Below are 16,316 nucleotides of genomic sequence, written 5' to 3'. Positions count from 1 at the left end.
ACGGACCGCAGCGTCCGGGCGAGGCCAACCCGGCGGTCGCGGGATGGGCGGGACCACGGCACAGTGGGCGGGGTGGGCAGGACGCGGCAGGCGCCGGGCGGTGGGCGCGTGGTGGAGGTGGAGCCGGACCGGCTGGAGCGCTGGTTCACCCGCTTCACCGAGCGCAACGACGGCGTGCTGGACACCCGGCTCGGCGCCGAGGAGGTGGTCGTGCGCGCCGGCGACGGCACGGTGGCCACCGTCGCGGTCCCGTTCCCGCCGCTGGCCTCTACCGGCACCCGTTCCGGCCTCGACGTCGCGCCGCTGGTCGCGCACGCCACCGCGCCGCGCCGGCTCGGCCTGCTGCTGGTGCGGCTCGGCGGGCACAGCGTCGGCATCACCGAGCGGGGTCGCGTGCTCCGCTCCCGCACGGACCGTCACCTCGTGCACGGCCGCAGCGCCGCCGGCGGCTGGTCCCAGCAACGGTTCGCCCGCCGCCGCGCCGGGCAGGCCCGCCAGGCGCTGCGGGCCGCGGCCGCCGATGCGCTCGAGGTGCTCGGCCCCGCACTGTCCGAACTGGACGCCGTGGTGCTTGGCGGCGACCGCAGGGCCCTCGACGAGCTGCGGGAGGATCCGAAGCTGGCGCCGGTCTTCGCGCTGGCCCGCCCCGGTGTGCTCGATGTCGGCGAGCCGCGCCGCGCGGTGCTCGACGAGGCGGCCGCGCGTGCTGTCGCCGTGGAGATCGTGCTGCGCGATCCGTGATCACGGTCACCGGGAGGAAAACCGCTGGACGCCCGCCCGTACACTCGAGGTGTGGTGGTCCAGCTGGAATGACGCACGCGCCCGCGCCGAGCGGGCTCTTCGTGCTGCCCTTCCGACCACCTCGTCTCCTGGAGTACCACTGTGATCACGGCCACCGGCCTGGAGCTGCGCGCCGGCTCCCGCGTCCTGCTCGCCGACACCGACCTGCGCGTCCAACCGGGCGACCGGATCGGCCTGGTCGGCCGCAACGGCGCCGGCAAGACCACCACGCTCAAGGTGCTCGCCGGCGAGGGCGAGCCCTACGGCGGCGAGGTGCGCCGCGGCAGCGAGCTGGGCTACCTGCCGCAGGATCCCCGCGAGGGTGACCTCTCGGTCGCCGCCAAGGACCGTGTCCTGTCCGCCCGCGGGCTGGACTCCCTGCTGCGCGAGATGGAGAAGGCGCAGACCGCCATGTCCGAGTTGGTCGACGACGCCGAGCGGGACCGCGCGGTCCGCCGCTACGGCCGGCTGGAGGAGCGCTTCGCCGCCCTCGGCGGGTACGCCGCGGAGAGCGAGGCCGCCCGCATCTGCGCCAACCTCGGCCTGCCCGACCGCGTGCTGACGCAGCCGCTGCGCACCCTCTCCGGCGGCCAGCGGCGCCGGGTCGAGCTGGCGCGGATCCTGTTCGCCGCCTCCGAGGCCGGTGTCGGCGGCAAGTCCAGCACCACGCTGCTGCTCGACGAGCCCACCAACCACCTCGACGCGGACTCGATCACCTGGCTGCGCGGCTTCCTCAAGGCGCACGACGGCGGTCTCGTGGTGATCAGCCACGACGTGGACCTGCTCGCCGAGGTGGTCAACAAGGTGTGGTTCCTCGACGCCACCCGCGGCGAGCTGGATCACTACAACATGGGCTGGCAGCGCTACCTCGACGCGCGCGCGACCGACGAGAAGCGGCGCCGCCGGGAGCGGGCCAACGCCGAGAAGAAGGCTTCGGCGCTGCAGCAGCAGGCGGCCAAGCTCGGCGCGAAGGCCACCAAGGCGGTCGCGGCGAAGAACATGGCCCGCCGGGCCGAGCAGATGCTCGCCAAGCTGGACGAGACCCGCAAGGCCGACAAGGTCGCCAAGATCGCCTTCCCGGCGCCGGCGCCCTGCGGGAAGACCCCGCTCACCGCCGAGGGGCTGTCCAAGTCCTACGGCTCGCTGGAGATCTTCACCGGTGTCGACCTCGCCGTGGACCGCGGCTCGAAGGTCGTCGTGCTCGGCCTGAACGGTGCCGGCAAGACGACGCTGCTGCGGCTGCTCTGCGGGATGGAGCAGCCGGACACCGGCAGGGTGGTCGCCGGGCACGGTCTGCGGTTGGGCTACTACGCGCAGGAGCACGAGACACTGGACCACGACGCCACGGTGTGGGAGAACATCCGTCACCTGTCCCCGGACACCGGCGCGCAGGAGCTGCGCAATCTGCTCGGCTCCTTCCTGTTCAGCGGCGAGCAGCTCGACCAGCCGGCCGGCACGCTCTCCGGCGGCGAGAAGACCCGGCTGGCGCTGGCCGGCCTGGTGTCCAGCGCGGCCAACGTGCTGCTGCTCGACGAGCCGACGAACAACCTGGACCCGGCCAGCCGCGCGCAGGTGCTCGACGCGCTGCACAGCTACGCCGGCGCCGTGGTGCTCGTGACCCACGACCCCGGCGCGGTGGAGGCGCTGGCGCCGGAGCGGGTGATCCTCCTGCCGGACGGCACCGAGGACCACTGGTCGGACGATTACCTCGATCTGGTGCAACTCGCCTGAGCCCGAGCGGTCACCGGCGGCACCGATGATCTCGTTAGTTGATGTTGGGCAAGCACTGGAATGGACCAATTTCGGTGCGTCAAGACGAGTTTTTCGGCTCTTGTCTGGCATTCCGGCGCCCAGTGTTCGATCATTGCGGCGACAGGGGTCGACTGTGGCCCGGAACACTATCGGGGCGGAAGGTGGATCGACGTGGCTGACCTGAAGAAGGGCGCGCGCATCACCGGAAACACGCGGGACAAGCTGGCCGCCGACCTGAAGAAGAAATACGAGAAGGGCGCCAGCATTCGCGCCCTCGCGGAGTCGACTGGTCGCTCGTACGGTTTCGTGCACCGCGTGCTGTCAGAGTCCGGCGTCCAGTTGCGCGGCCGCGGCGGCGCGACGCGGGTCAAGAAGAAGTAAGCCTGTCCTCCGTTCGGCGCTCCGCGGCCCGGAACACGAGCATCGCGCCGAGTAGCACGAACGGGTACACCAGGTAGCCGAACCGGGTCGCCGTGGTCAGCAGGATGAACGCGGTGAGCCCGACGGCGATGCGCAGTAGCGCGGCGGAACCGGTGCGCGGCGGGTCGCGGAGCAACCATACCGCGATCACCACTCCCGCACCGGCCAGCAGCGCGAACGCGATGGCCTGACCGACAGGTCCGGTGCTCGCGATCAGGTGACCGGGGAACGGGCTCGCGGCGGGTGAGGCCACCGCGCCCAGCCCGGCAGGGAAGCGCAGCACGTGCTCCACGAACGCGCCCGAGTCGACGAGCAGCACGGGCAGGGTCAGCACGGCGGTTCCGGCGAGGAGCACCGTCCCGAAGGCCGCCAGCGCCCGGCGTCCCAGCCGGGCGAGTATCAGGACGGCGAGCACCGGCGCGGCCAGCAGCGCGATCAGCTTCGCGCTGCCGACCACCGCCAGCACCGCACCGGCGGCGGCGGGGCGGTCGCGGGCGGCCAGCGCGCACGCCACCAGCAACAGGCCGAGGATCGCGAGGTCGGGCGCGGCGGTGGCGAAGGTCAGCGCGGTCACCGGGACGATCGCCGCGAGCTGCGCGGCCCGCACCGGCACCGGTGGCCGGCCGAGCAGCCGGAGGGTGAGCCACACGGTGAGCGCGGCGACCGCGACGAACACCAGCCGCGCGTCGGTGAGCGCGTCGGTCAGCGGGCTGCCCCCGAACAGCGCCCTCGGCAGCCCGAACACCGGCATGACCGGCCCGTACGGCGTGTAGTCGTCGACGACGGGCGGCCGGTCGAGCGCGGCGATGTCGGTGTAGGGCGTGCCCCGCTCGAGCAGCAGGCTCGCGGAGCGCTCGATCACCCACACCTCGGGCTGCGCGCTCCACGCCCCGGGGTCCTGCTGCCAGTCGCCGCCGCCCAGCCGGCGGATCACGAGGAACCCGAGCGGCAGGACCATGCCGACCGCGCCGACGGCGCCGACCCCCACCCAGCGGGAGGCCAGCCAGCCACGTACCGGAGCCCACAGCAGCAGCGCGGCGTGCGCGGCGGCGAGCCCGTAGCCGACCGTCGCGAAGGTGCCCCACGTGCGGTAGCCGTAGTAGGAGTTGGTGAGCGCCATCCCGACCGCGTAGCCGAAGCAGACGAGGTAGAAGGCCAGGTCCAGCCCGAGCGGCCGGTCGGTCCAGCCCTGTCGCAGCCACGAACCCAGCCGCGGAACCACCTGCGTCACCCCGCGCACCCCTCCGCGTCGCCTGCCTTGGTGAGCGCAGGCTACCGAGCGGGTCGGCGGCGGTCCGCGGCACCACTGCCGAGGAGTTGTCGAGAACTTCTGTCGGACCGGGAAGATAGAGTTGGAAGCCGGTGTTACCCAGGAGAAATGCGAACTGTATCTCGATGTAGGTCGAGGTATCTGGGGAAGGGTTGGCGGGATGGACAACGCCTGGTCACTGATGAGCGGCGCGATGCGCGCGGCGGACGCGCCGAAGGGGCTGCGCCGCGGGACGGTGCGCAGGGTCGCCGAGTTCGCCCGGCCGCACTGGCGCCGAATCGTGGTGTTCCTGGTCCTGACGGTGATCTCGGCGGTGCTGGCGGTCAGCAGCCCGCTGCTCGCCGGCCAGGTGGTCAACGCGATCGTCGACGGCGACGACGCCAGCGTGGTCGTGCTGCTGGCGCTGGTGATCGCGGGTCTGGCGATCGCCGACGCTGGGCTGGGTCTGGTGGAGCGCTGGCAGTCGGCGCGCATCGGCGAGGGGCTGATCTACGACCTGCGCCGCACGGTGTTCCGGCACGTGCAGCGGATGCCGATCGCGTTCTTCACCCGCACCCGCACCGGCGCGCTGGTCAGCCGGCTCAACAACGACGTGATCGGCGCCCAGCGCACCTTCACCGCGACGCTGTCCGGCCTGGTCACCAACGTCATCCAGCTCGCGCTGTCGCTGGCCGTGATGGTCACCCTGTCCTGGAAGGTCACCCTGCTGGCGCTGGTGCTGCTGCCGGTGTTCGTGCTCCCGGCGCGCAGGGTGGGCCGGCGGATGGCCGGCCTGCAGCGGGAGTCGGCCGAGCTGAACGCCGCGATGACCACGCAGATGACCGAGCGGTTCTCCGCGCCGGGTGCCACGCTCGTCAAGCTGTTCGGTCGGCCGGACGTCGAGGCGGCGGAGTTCGGCGCCAGGGCCGACCGGGTGCGCGACATCGGGGTGCGCACGGCGATGCTCACCCGGTGGTTCATGACCAGCCTGACGCTGGTGTCCGCGCTGGCGACGGCGCTGGTGTACGGCCTCGGCGGGTGGCTGGCGCTCGACGGCCAGCTCGCCGCCGGCACGGTGGTGGCGCTGGCGCTGCTGCTCACCCGGCTCTACACGCCGCTGACCGCGCTGGCGAACGTGCGGGTGGACGTGATGACCGCGCTGGTGTCCTTCGAGCGGATCTTCGAGGTGCTCGACCTCGATCCGATGATCAAGGAGAAGCCGGACGCGCGGGACCTGCCCGCGGGCGGGGTCTCGGTGGAGTTCACCGACGTGCGGTTCGGCTACCCCGCGGCCGACCGGTACTCGCTGGCCTCGCTGGAGGAGGTGGCCACAGTGGACAACCGCGGTGGCGAGGAGGTGCTGCACGGCGTGAGCTTCCGCGCCGAGCCGGGCCAGATGGTCGCGCTGGTCGGCTCGTCGGGTGCCGGCAAGTCCACCATCGCCTCGCTGGTACCCCGGCTCTACGACGTCGACTCGGGTGCCGTTCGGTTGTCCGGTGTGGACGTTCGCGACCTGAGGTTCGACGCCGTCCGCCACGCGGTGGGTGTGGTGACCCAGGACGGTCACCTGTTCCACGACACCATCCGGGCCAACCTCGCCTACGCCCGGCCGGGCGTCACCGACGCCGAGATCTGGGACGCGCTGGAGCGGGCGCGGTTGTCCGCGCTGGTCCGCTCGCTGCCGGACGGGCTGGACACGGTGATCGGGGAGCGCGGCTACCGGCTCTCCGGCGGGGAGCGACAGCGGCTGACCATCGCCCGGTTGCTGCTGGCCCGGCCCCGGGTCGTGGTGCTGGACGAGGCGACCGCGCACCTGGACTCCGAGTCGGAGGCGGCGGTGGGCGAGGCACTGGCCGATGCCCTGGACGGGCGCACCTCGCTGGTGATCGCGCACCGGCTGTCCACGGTCCGCGCGGCCGATCTCATCCTCGTCGTGGAGGCGGGGGAGATCGTCGAGCGCGGCACGCACGAGCGGCTGCTCGCCGCCGGCGGGCGGTACGCCGAGCTCTACCACACCCAGTTCGCCGAGCAACCCGCCGCCGCATGATCCCCGCGCCCGTGTCCGCGCTCCATGCGCGTGTGTCCGCGGTCTGTGCGCGTGTGTCCGCGGTCTGTGAGCATGTGTCGGTGCTCCAGGGACGGCGTGACGTACGCGAACCGCGAACACGCGGACGGGAAGCGCGGACACGCGGACGGGGAGCGCGGACACGGTGGGGGTGGGTGTGACGGAGCGGATGCCGGGGCTGCGGGTGTGGCCGGCGGAGGGGGCGGTGCGCGGCGTGGTGCTCGTGCTGCACGGCGGCGCGGAGCGCGGCCACGCGGCGGTGTCGCCGTGGCGGCTGGCGTACCTGCGGATGGTGCCGTTCGCGCGGCTCGTCGAGCGGCTGGGCCGGCGGCACGGGGTGCGCGTGGCGTTGCTGCGCAACCGGGTGTACGGGTGGAACGCGCCCGACCACGACCCGGTGTGCGACGCGCGCTGGGCGTTGGCCCGGCTCACCGCCGCCCACCCGGGGCTGCCGGTGGCGCTGCTCGGTCATTCCATGGGTGGACGCGTCGCGCTGCGAGTGGCCGACGACCCCGCGGTCGTCGCGGTGTGCGCCCTCGCGCCGTGGACCCCAGCCGGCGAGCCCGTGGCGCCGGTGACCGGGCGGGACGTGCTCATCGCGCACGGGGTGGCCGACCGGGTCACCAGCCCGGCCGAGTCGCTCGGCTACGCCCGCCGCGCCGAGCCGCACGCCAAGAGCGTCGTGCGGTTCGAGGTCGCCGCCGAGGGCCACGGCATGCTGCGCCGGGCCGCGGTGTGGAACGCCCTCGTCCGGGCCTTCGCCGCCGAGGCGTTCGACCTGCCGGGCGGCGCCGGAACGTTGGCCGCCGCTCGAGGCCGCCCCGCCGACGAGCGGCTGCGACTGCGCCTGTGAGCCGCCTGTGAGCCGCCTGTGAGCCCCGGTGCGCCGCCGGTGACGGGTGTGTGACGTCCGGCGCTCCGCGCACAACCCTGCCGGCGTGTCACACGTCTGGGCGGGGGAGAGGTGCGGTGGGTGGACATGGCGCCGGGGATGCCGCGGCCTCGGGGACGACGATGGGATGATGGGCCAATGACCTATGGCGGAGATCACCGCGGCTACCAGCCCCCTTCGGGACCTCGGCAACCGCCGCGGGGTCCCCGCCGGCACCAGGCGGCGCAGATGATGCCGCTGCCGGGCCGGGAGGCGGCGCCGCGGCGGCCGGTGCGCTCCGGTCCACCACCCCGGCAGGCACCCCCGCGCCAGGCACCGCCGCGCCAGGCACCGCCCCGGCCGGCCGGCCCGCCTCCCCGCCAGACTCTGTCCCGGCGGCGCCGGCGGTGGAACCCCGGCAAGGTCCTGCTGTCGCTGCTGATGGTGTTCGTGCTGTTCGTCGCCGGTGTGTGGGTCTACCTCGAGTTCTCCATCAACCGGATCGACGCGCTGCCGGAGTACGAGGGCCGGCCGGCGGCCGCCGAGGGCACGAACTGGCTCATCGTCGGCTCGGACTCGCGGGCCGGGTTGGATCCGGAGGACGAGGCACGACTGTCCACCGGGGACACCGGCGGTCAGCGGACCGACACGATCATGCTGGCGCACCTGCCGGACAACGACACCCCGCCGATCCTGCTCAGCCTGCCCCGCGACTCGCGGGTGCCGATCCCCGGCCACGGCACCAACAAGATCAACGCCGCGTTCTCCTTCGGTGGCGCGGCGCTGCTGGTGCGGACCGTGGAGCAGGCCACCGGCCTGCGGATCGACCACTACGCCGAGATCGGCTTCGGCGGGTTCGCCGCCATCGTGGACGCCATCGGCGGGGTCGAGATGGACATTCCCGAGGAGATGCACGACAGCATGACCGGCGTGACCATCCCGGCCGGTCGGCAGGAGCTGGACGGTGCCCAGGCGCTCGGGTTCGTCCGGATGCGGTACAGCTCGGCGACCCCACGGTCCGATCTGGACCGGGTGGCCAACCAGCGGAAGTTCATCGGCGCGCTGGTCAGCGAGATGTCCGGCCCCGGCACGCTGCTCAACCCGTTCCACCTGTTCCCACTGCTGTCCACGGCGCCGGACGCGCTGACCATGGACACCGGCGACCACCTGCACAACCTGGTCGGCCTCGCGTGGGCGATGCGCGGCATCTCCTCCGGCGGCGTGGTGACCGGGACGGTGCCGGTGACGTCCGGCTCGGCCGAGCGCTGGGACAAGGCCAAGGCCCAGCAGCTGTTCAAGGCGCTGCGCACCGACCAGCCGGTGCCCGACAGCCTGATCGTCAACTAGGACCCGGGGCGTAGGGAGGGCCGCCGGGGACGCGCCCGGGCGGGCCTCGTCCTCGGCACCGTTTGGGCGGCCGACGCGTCGCGCTTCCCGTGCACCCGGGTAGGCCGCGGGCGGTCGACGCGCCGTCGCGAAGGGCCGACGCGGCGGCGTGAGCGGCAAACACAGCGACGTGGCGGGCGAACTCGCGGTCGACTACTCCTCGATGGCACCGCCGACGGCGCGCAGGTGCTCGCGGAAGGTCAGCTCCGGCCGCCGCCGGCGCTCGGCGAGGTAGGCGTCGAACCGCACCTGCGTGCGCAGTGGCTCGCCGGCGCGGATCCGGTCGGCCTGCTGGCGCTCGGTGTCCCGGATTCGCTCGGCCGTGGTGAGGACGTCGTCGGCCCGGTCGGCCGGCACGGCGAGCACACCGTCGTCGTCGGCGAAGACCAGGTCGGCGCGGGTCACCGTGACGTCGGCGACGCCGGCGGACTCCAGCGCGTCCGCCGGCCGCGGGTCGAGGCGCAGCGGGCCGGTCGGCAGGGCACCCAGGCTGAACACCGGCAGCCCGATCGCGCGGATGTCGGCGGTGTCGCGGTGCAGGCCCCAGATCACCACGCCGGACAGGCCCGCCGCGCGCGCCTCGAGCACGGCGAGGTCGCCCACGCAGGCCTCGTCGCGGCGGCCGCCGTTGTCGACCACCAGCACGTCGCCCGGCTCGGCCCCGCCGAACGCCTCGAGGAAGACGTCGACGCTGCCGACGTGGCGGGCGGGCAGGGCGCGCCCGGCCAGGCGCCCACCCGGCACCACGGACCGCAGCGCGGCGCAGCGCACCGGGACCCCGGTCCGGAGGCAGCCGTCGGCCAGGTGGGCCGTGGTGAGTGTCGCGAACCGCTGACGGAGCGCGTGCTGATCCATGCCGGGTACCTCCCGCTCGAGTGATGGGTCGGTCGGAGGGCCGCGGCGGCGAGTGGCCGGGCCGGCCGTGGGACGAGGCTGTCGTGCGGCGCGGGCCGGCGCGGTGCGGGCCGCAGTGGTGGAACCGGCGCGCCGGCACGGCCTTCGTTCGCCGACCCTAGCCAGCGGGCGGCGGTGGCGGAAGGCTCCGTCGCCGCCGTGCGGGCCCGGACACCGCGCCCGAAAGCCGAACTCGCCGTACCGAACGGAGAACTCGCGGTCCCCAACGACGATGTCGCGGTCTCGAACGTAGCTCTCGCGATCAGGAGCGGGTGCGGCCGCGGAGCACCTCGAGGGCGCGGTCGGCGTGCGCGCTCATCCGCAACTCGCTCTTGATCACCTCGAGCACCGTGCGGTCGGTGTCGATGACGAAGGTGTGCCGGCGGGTGAGCAGCGGGCCGAAGCGACGCCGCACGCCGAACTGGCTCGCCACCGCGCCGTCGGGGTCGGACAGCAGCGGGAAGTCGAAGCCGTGCGTGCTGGCGAAGGCACGCTGCTTGTCCACCGGGTCCGGGCTGATCCCGACCCGCTGCGCGCCGACCTCGCCGAACTCGGCCGCCAGGTCGCGGAAGTGGCAGCTCTCGGCCGTGCACCCCGGCGTCATCGCCGCCGGGTAGAAGAACAGCACCACCGGGCCGGCCTCCAGCAGGGCGGACAGCGAGCGTGGTTGCCCGCTCTCGTCGGGCAGCGTGAAGTCCGGCGCGCGGTCACCCTGCTTCATCGGCGTCCCTTCCCGACCGGTCCGGTCGCGGTTGGCGTGTCCTGCGTCCATGGGTGATCCTGCCGGTCGTCACGGAGTGCCGACCTTCCGGGGTCCCAGCTCACCGGGCGTGCTGGGCGATCAGCTCGTCGATGGCGTCGCCGGTCGCGGCCTCGGTGACGAACGGACCACGGGCGGCGAGCACGCCGAGCCGGTGCAGCCGCGCCGCGTGCTCGCGGTTGCGGACGCCCTCGGCGCCGATCCGCAGGCCCAGCTCCCGGCCACGCTCGATCAGGTGTCGCAGGTGCCGGCTGGCCACCTCGTCGTCGTGCTCGGCGAGCGCGTCGACCACCGCGCCGCTGAGGATGACGTGCCGCACCGGTAGCTGGTGCGACGGGATCAGCTCCAGGTCGGCGGTGCCGGACACGGTCAGCACCATGGTGGCGCCCAGCTCGGCGAGCACCGCCAGCGAGTCCATCACCTCGCCGCGCGGGTCCAGCACCGACGGCCCGTCCGTGCACAGCCGCAGCGCCTGTCCCGGCAGGTTGTGGCGGTCGAGCTGCTCCTTGACCAGCAGCACCAGGTCCGGGTCGATGGCGAGCCGGTTCGGCAGCCGCACGCAGACCTCCGGCGCCCGATCGCCGAACCGCTCCCGCCAGCGGGCCGTCGCCGCGAGCGCCTCGGCGAGCAGCCACCGGCCGAGCGGCACGGTCATCCCGGTGGTCTCGGCGAGCGGGTAGAACTCCTCGGAGTCGAGCTCGCCGAACTCCGGATGGTTCCACCGCAGCCCGGCGTTCACCGCGGCCAGCTCGCTCGGATCGGCCAGCTTCACGGTCGGCTGGTAGAGCAGCTCGAACTCGCCGTTCTCCAGCGCGCCGGCGAGCACCGCGCCGATCCGATACCGGGTCCGGCTGCGGGCGTCGAGCTCCGGGTCGTGCAGCACCCACTGCGCCTTGCCGGCCTCCTTGGCGCGATGCAACGTGATCTCCGCGGCCCGGAGGACCTCGCGGTGGGTGTCGGCGGCAGGGCGGACGACGATGCCGGCGCTCGCGCTCACCCCGACGCCGTGCCCGTCCACGTACATCGGCTCCGCGAGCTCGTCGAACGCGTGCTGGACCAGGTTCACCACCTCGGTGGCGGTGAACCGGCCGTGCAGCAGCACCGCGAACCCGTCACCGGTGAGCCGGGCGACGAACGCGTCGTGCTCGTGGAACACCGAGGTGAGCTTGTGCGCCACGCCGCGGAGTACCTGGTTGCCGACCTCGTACCCGAGCCCGTCGTTGACGACCTTGAAGCCGTCGATGTCGAGGTAGACCAGCGCGACCTGGTCCTCGCCGGCGGACACCGCGGCCTCCAGCTTCGCGCTGAACTGCGAGGCGTTCGGCAGCCCGGTGAGCGGGTCGTGCAGGTTCTGGTGCCGCAGCGTCTCCTGCAGCAGGTGCAGCTCGTTGATGTCCTCGACCATCAGCACCGGGTAGACCCGGCCCTCGTGGTCGCCGGGCAGCGGCGCGAGCGTCGCGTGTACCCACAGTGGACCGTCGACGTGCTCGAGGCGCATCCGCTCCCGGTAGTGCGGCAGGGTGTGCTCGACCAGCTCCCGCACGCCGAGCCGCAGCGAGTTGATGTCCCGGTCCGCGGAGCCGAGGCTGGGGATCGGGATGCCGCGCAGACTCTCGGCGGAGCGGCCGAGGATGCGGCCCAGCGCGGCGTTGGCCTCGACGATCACGCCACCCGGATCGGCCAGTGCGATGCCGATGGGCGAGGCCGAGTACAGCGCGGTGAACCGGCGCACCGCGGCCTCCCGAGCGCGTTCGGCCTGCGCCCGGGACTCCCGCGCCACGTCCAAGAGGACGTCCTCGAGCACGTCCGGGTGAAGGGATACTCCTTTCGTGTCCGCCAACGTGCTCGCCCAGCGCCGGGCGATGTCCACCAACCCTGGTTCCGCACCAGGTTCAGGCACGCTCCACCCCTTCATGAAGGAACAAAGGCCAGGTCGGACGGGGTACCGGAGAGTAGGCACCGGTGCCCCGCCCTGGTAGGCCGAGAGTCATGCCACGGCATCATGCCAATGGCAGGGTGTCTACCGGCTGAAAGGGTGATGATCAGTACCTAGTTGATCACGCTCGGTCGACGGGGTGGGCCGAACCTCTCAGCGTGGGTTGAGCCGAACCGGCAGTCCGTCGACCGGCACCGGCAGGGAAACGTAGTCCCAGCGCACCGTGTACTCCTCCGGCAGGCTCCACCGGTGGGCCCGGAGCATCTCGTGCAGGATTGCCTTGACCTCGAACATGCCGAAGTGCAGCCCGATGCACTTGTGTGCGCCCCCACCGAACGGGATCCAGGCGTACCGGTGCGAACGGTCCTCCCGGCGACCCTCGGCGAACCGCTCCGGGTCGAACCGGTGCGGGTCGGTCCAGCACTCCGGGGCGAAGTGGTTGATCGCCGGGACCACGCCGACCAGGGTGTCCGCGGGGATGTGGTGGCCGAGCACCTCGGTGTCGCGAACCGTCCTGCGGGCCAACGTCGGTACCGGGGCGACCAGCCGCAACGACTCCCGGATCACCAGGTCGAGGGTGCGCAGCTCGTCCAGCGCGGTGATGTCCGGCGGCGCGTCACCGAGCCGCAACGACTCCTCCCGGGCCCGCTCCTGCCACTCGGGATGCTTGGCCAGGTAGTAGGCGGCCGCGGTGCTGGTGATCGTGGACGTGTCGTGGGCGGCCATCATCAGGAAGATCATGTGGTTGACCACGTCGGCGTCGGTGAACCGTGCGCCGTCCTCCGTGCTGGCGTGGCAGAGGGCGGAGAAGAGATCCGCGCCGTCGGTCCGCCGCTTGGCCGGGAGGTTCTCGGCGAAGTATCGCTCCAGCCGGCGCCGCCCGGCCAGGCCCCCCGCCCAGCGGCCACCGGGAACGGGGTGGCGCACGAGCGCGGTACCGGCGCGGACCGCGTTCACGAACGCGCGGTTCACCTCCCGCGCCTCGACGCCGCTGGGCATGCCCATGAACACCCGGGTGGCCACGTCGAGCGTGAGACGCTTGAGCAGCCAGTACAACCGTGGCCGGGACTGGCCCGACCAGCCGGTGACCCCGGCCCGCAGGGTCGGCCCCATCTGGTCGACGTAGCCGGCGAGCCGGTCGCGGGTGAACGCCTCCTGCATGATCCGGCGGTGTGCCCGGTGCTCGGCGAAGTCGAGCAGCATCAGGCCGCGGTCGAAGAACCGCTCGATGAAGAACTTCCAGCCCGCCTGGGAGAACGCCTTGTCCTTGTTCACCAGCGCGACCTGGGTGGCATCCGGCCCGGTCAGGAAGACGATCCGCTGGCCGAAGGCACCCATCCAGGACACCGGGCCGAACAGCTCGTAGCGGCGCAGGGCGTAGTCGACGCCGAACCGCATGGACTCCAGTGCGTGCCCGACCAGCGGTGGGCCGGCGTCGCCGAGCACGGGCGCGAGCCCGCTGCCGGAGGGCGGTGGCGCCAGCTCCCGCACCGGCCAGCGGAGGTCGAGCCAGCGCTGGTCGACCGCCTGCGGCAGGGGCAGCGCGGTGAGCGGGGGGACGTGCTCGCGGAGGGAGTCGGCCACCTTGTCGACGGCGCCGGGGAGGGAGAGCGCGGGAACGCGCTCGCGGAGCGAGCTCGCCACCTTGCCGACCGTGCGTGCCATGCTCGCCGCCTCTCCGCGTCGAGAGTGTCCCGTCGTCCTCCACGGTGCCGCACTGTTGGCAATGTGACAAGAGGGTGGGATGGGTTCAGCCGACCGTGGGACGCAGCGCACGGGCGGCCGCGACGAGGTTGCGCAGCGCGGGCTCGACCTCGGCGTAGCCGCGGGTCTTCAGCCCGCAGTCCGGGTTGACCCACAGCCGGTCGGCCGACACCACCTCCAGCGCGGTGCGCAGCAGTTCGGTGATCTCCTCGACGTCGGGCACCCGTGGGGAGTGGATGTCGTGGACCCCGGGGCCGACGGCGCGGGAGAAGCCGGACTCGGCCAGGTCGCCGAGCACCTCCATCCGGGAGCGGGCCGCCTCGACACTGATGACGTCCACGTCGATCGACTCGACCGCCGGCAGGATGTCGCCGAACTCCGCGTAGCACATGTGCGTGTGGACCTGCGTGCCGTCGGCAACGCCGGCGGTCGTCAACCGGAACGCCGCCACCGCCCAACCGAGGTACTCGGCGTGCCGTTCCCGGCGCAGCGGCAGCCCCTCCCGTAGCGCCGGCTCGTCGACCTGGATGACCCGAATGCCGGCGGCCTCCAGATCGTGCACCTCGTCGCGCACGGCCAGCGCCACCTGCCGCGCGGTGTCGGCGAGCGGCTGGTCGTCCCGGACGAACGACCAAGCGAGCATGGTGACCGGGCCGGTGAGCATGCCCTTCACCGGCCGGTCGGTGAGCGACTGCGCGAACGTCGCCCACTCCACGGTCATCGGCGCGGGGCGGGACACGTCGCCGTACAGGATCGGCGGGCGCACGCAGCGCGTCCCGTACGACTGCACCCACCCGTGCTCCGTGGTGGCGAAGCCGGTGAGCTGCTCGGCGAAGTACTGCACCATGTCGTTGCGTTCCGGCTCTCCGTGCACCAGCACGTCGAGGCCGAGGTCCTCCTGCAGCCGGATCACCCGCTCGATCTCGGCCCGCATGGCCGCGCGGTACTCGGTCGCGTCGACCCGGCTGGCCCGGTGCGCCGCACGCAGCCGCCGCACCTCGGCGGTCTGCGGGAAGGAGCCGATCGTCGTCGTCGGCAGGAGCGGCAGGTCCAGGGACGCGCGCTGGGCGGCGACCCGCCGCGCGTGGTCGGTCCGGGTGGCGTCCTCGGGGCGGAGCGCGGCCAGCCGGTCGCGGACCCGGGGGTCGCGGAGCTGCCCGGCGCTCGCCCGGTCGCGGGTGGCCGCGCGGGCGGTGGCCAGCTCGCCGGCGACCGCGCCGGCGCCAGCCCGCAGCGCACGGCCGAGGAGCACCACCTCGGCGACCTTCTGCTCGGCGAAGGAGAGCCAGCCGCGCAGTCGCTCGTCGAGCCCGGTCTCCGCGGAGACGTCGTAGGGCACGTGCAGCAGGGAGCAGGACGTGCCCACGCCCACTGAGATCTCTGGGGCGGCGGTGTCCCGCAGCCGGGCGAGGGTCGCCAGCGCGGCGTCGACGTCGGTGCGCCACACGTTGCGCCCGTCGACGACGCCGGCGACCACTTCCTTGCCCTTCAGCGCGTTGTCCTTCGCCGCCGCGGTGCCGGCGACCTGGTCGACCGCCGCCGGGTCGGACACGAGGTCCAGCGCCAGCGCCTCGACCGGGGAGCGGGCGAGCACGCCCAGCGCGTCGCCGAGCGCGCCGAGGTAGCCGGCGACCAGCAACCGCGGCCGGTCCCGCCGGCCGCCGAGGGTCGCGTAGGCGCGCTCGAGCTCGGCGAGCTCGGCGGGGGTGCGGTCGGCGGCGAACGCGGGCTCGTCGAGCTGGACCCAGTCGGCGCCGGCCTCGGCGAGGGCGCCCAGCAGCTCGGCGTAGACCGGCAGGACGGCGTCGAGCAGGTCCAGCGGCCGGAAGCCGGCCGACGCGCCGGGGGCCGGCTTGGCCAGCAGCAGGTAGGTGACCGGGCCGAGCAGCACCGGGCGGGTCTCGACGCCGGCCGCCTTCGCCTCCCGGTACTCGTCGAGCGGCTTGCGCTCGGCGAGGGTGAACGTGGTGTCCGGGCCCAGCTCCGGCACCAGGTAGTGGTAGTTGGTGTCGAACCACTTCGTCATCTCCAGCGCGGGGGCGTGTGGGACGCCCCGCGCCGCGGCGAAGTAGGTGTCCAGTGTGGACAGGTCGAGGTCGGTGAACCGCGCGGGCAGTGCGCCGAGCAGCGCGGTGGTGTCGAGCACGTGGTCGTAGTAGGAGAAGGTGTTGCTCGGGACGCTGTCGAGCCCGGCGGCGGCCAGCCCCCGCCACGTGTCCAGCCGTAGCCGCCGGGCGACCCTGGACAGCTCCCCCTCGTCGACCCTGCCGGCCCAGTAGCCCTCCACGGCGCGCTTGAGCTCCCGGTTCGGGCCGATCCGTGGGTAGCCGAGGACGGTGCTGCCGACGCGCTGCTCGCTCATACGCCTCCCCAGGTGCTCGATCACCGCGTGGCACCGGGAAGCGGCCCGGCCACGCCGAAGGACCTCCGACACGGTCGAGCCTAGTGATCAACTTCTCCGTGCGGGCACTCTCTCACCCACTGAGACCCGCGAGATCT

Annotated in this window: 12 protein-coding genes; 6 read left to right on the top strand and 6 right to left on the bottom strand. The window is 73.2% G+C overall.

The window, feature by feature from the left end:
* Nucleotides 1-72 precede the first annotated feature (72 nt).
* From BM051_RS21340 to BM051_RS21330, 3 genes are all read left to right on the top strand, one after another.
* Nucleotides 73-741 carry an acVLRF1 family peptidyl-tRNA hydrolase gene (locus tag BM051_RS21340; protein WP_092533796.1) on the top strand — a complete coding sequence of 223 codons (669 nt, stop codon included), beginning with the start codon at nt 73-75 and terminating at the stop codon, nt 739-741.
* A 141-nt stretch (nt 742-882) separates the two neighbouring features.
* A complete protein-coding gene (locus BM051_RS21335) occupies nt 883-2,511 on the top strand; it encodes an ABC-F family ATP-binding cassette domain-containing protein (RefSeq protein WP_092533330.1) in 1,629 nt (542 codons plus the stop codon).
* A gap of 192 nt (nt 2,512-2,703) precedes the next feature.
* Nucleotides 2,704-2,913 carry a helix-turn-helix domain-containing protein gene (locus BM051_RS21330; RefSeq protein WP_005437638.1) on the top strand — a complete coding sequence of 70 codons (210 nt, stop codon included), beginning with the start codon at nt 2,704-2,706 and terminating at the stop codon, nt 2,911-2,913.
* On the opposite strand, the gene BM051_RS21325 is transcribed toward BM051_RS21330, so the two are convergent.
* Nucleotides 2,900-4,174, bottom strand: a complete 1,275-nt coding sequence (locus BM051_RS21325; protein ID WP_243859706.1) for a glycosyltransferase 87 family protein — start codon at nt 4,172-4,174, stop codon at nt 2,900-2,902. The two genes, BM051_RS21330 and BM051_RS21325, sit on opposite strands and share 14 nt — an antisense overlap.
* A 208-nt stretch (nt 4,175-4,382) precedes the next feature.
* Between BM051_RS21325 and BM051_RS21320 the strand changes: the two genes are divergently transcribed.
* From BM051_RS21320 to BM051_RS21310, 3 genes are all read left to right on the top strand, one after another.
* Nucleotides 4,383-6,248 carry an ABC transporter ATP-binding protein gene (locus BM051_RS21320; RefSeq protein ID WP_092533327.1) on the top strand — a complete coding sequence of 622 codons (1,866 nt, stop codon included), beginning with the start codon at nt 4,383-4,385 and terminating at the stop codon, nt 6,246-6,248.
* Between the two features lie 175 nt (nt 6,249-6,423).
* Entirely contained in the window at nt 6,424-7,119 is a 696-nt protein-coding gene (locus BM051_RS21315) for an alpha/beta hydrolase (RefSeq protein ID WP_092533324.1), read from the top strand.
* A gap of 177 nt (nt 7,120-7,296) precedes the next feature.
* Nucleotides 7,297-8,484, top strand: coding sequence for an LCP family protein (locus BM051_RS21310; RefSeq protein WP_092533320.1), 1,188 nt, complete (start codon nt 7,297-7,299; stop codon nt 8,482-8,484).
* A gap of 192 nt (nt 8,485-8,676) precedes the next feature.
* Here BM051_RS21310 and BM051_RS21305 read toward each other — a convergent pair whose 3' ends face one another.
* The 5 genes from BM051_RS21305 to metE all read right to left on the bottom strand — a co-directional run bounded on the left by BM051_RS21305 (nt 8,677) and on the right by metE (nt 16,179).
* Nucleotides 8,677-9,378, bottom strand: a complete 702-nt coding sequence (locus BM051_RS21305) for an RraA family protein (protein ID WP_092533318.1) — start codon at nt 9,376-9,378, stop codon at nt 8,677-8,679.
* 301 nt (nt 9,379-9,679) lie between these two features.
* A complete protein-coding gene (locus tag BM051_RS21300) occupies nt 9,680-10,138 on the bottom strand; it encodes a peroxiredoxin (RefSeq protein WP_092533790.1) in 459 nt (152 codons plus the stop codon).
* A gap of 100 nt (nt 10,139-10,238) precedes the next feature.
* Nucleotides 10,239-12,041 (bottom strand): diguanylate cyclase domain-containing protein, encoded by a 1,803-nt coding sequence (locus tag BM051_RS21295; protein ID WP_092533787.1) that lies wholly within the window; start codon nt 12,039-12,041, stop codon nt 10,239-10,241.
* A 225-nt stretch (nt 12,042-12,266) separates the two neighbouring features.
* Nucleotides 12,267-13,778 carry a cytochrome P450 gene (locus tag BM051_RS21290; protein WP_092533315.1) on the bottom strand — a complete coding sequence of 504 codons (1,512 nt, stop codon included), beginning with the start codon at nt 13,776-13,778 and terminating at the stop codon, nt 12,267-12,269.
* 85 nt (nt 13,779-13,863) lie between these two features.
* A complete protein-coding gene (gene metE, locus BM051_RS21285; RefSeq protein ID WP_092533312.1) occupies nt 13,864-16,179 on the bottom strand; it encodes a 5-methyltetrahydropteroyltriglutamate--homocysteine S-methyltransferase in 2,316 nt (771 codons plus the stop codon).
* Nucleotides 16,180-16,316: the final 137 nt, after the last annotated feature.

The organism is Amycolatopsis arida, from assembly GCF_900115565.1.
GTDB lineage: Bacteria > Actinomycetota > Actinomycetes > Mycobacteriales > Pseudonocardiaceae > Yuhushiella > Yuhushiella arida.
The sequence above is the reverse complement of the archived record's forward strand: the minus strand, read 5'-3'. Positions and strand labels throughout refer to the sequence as shown.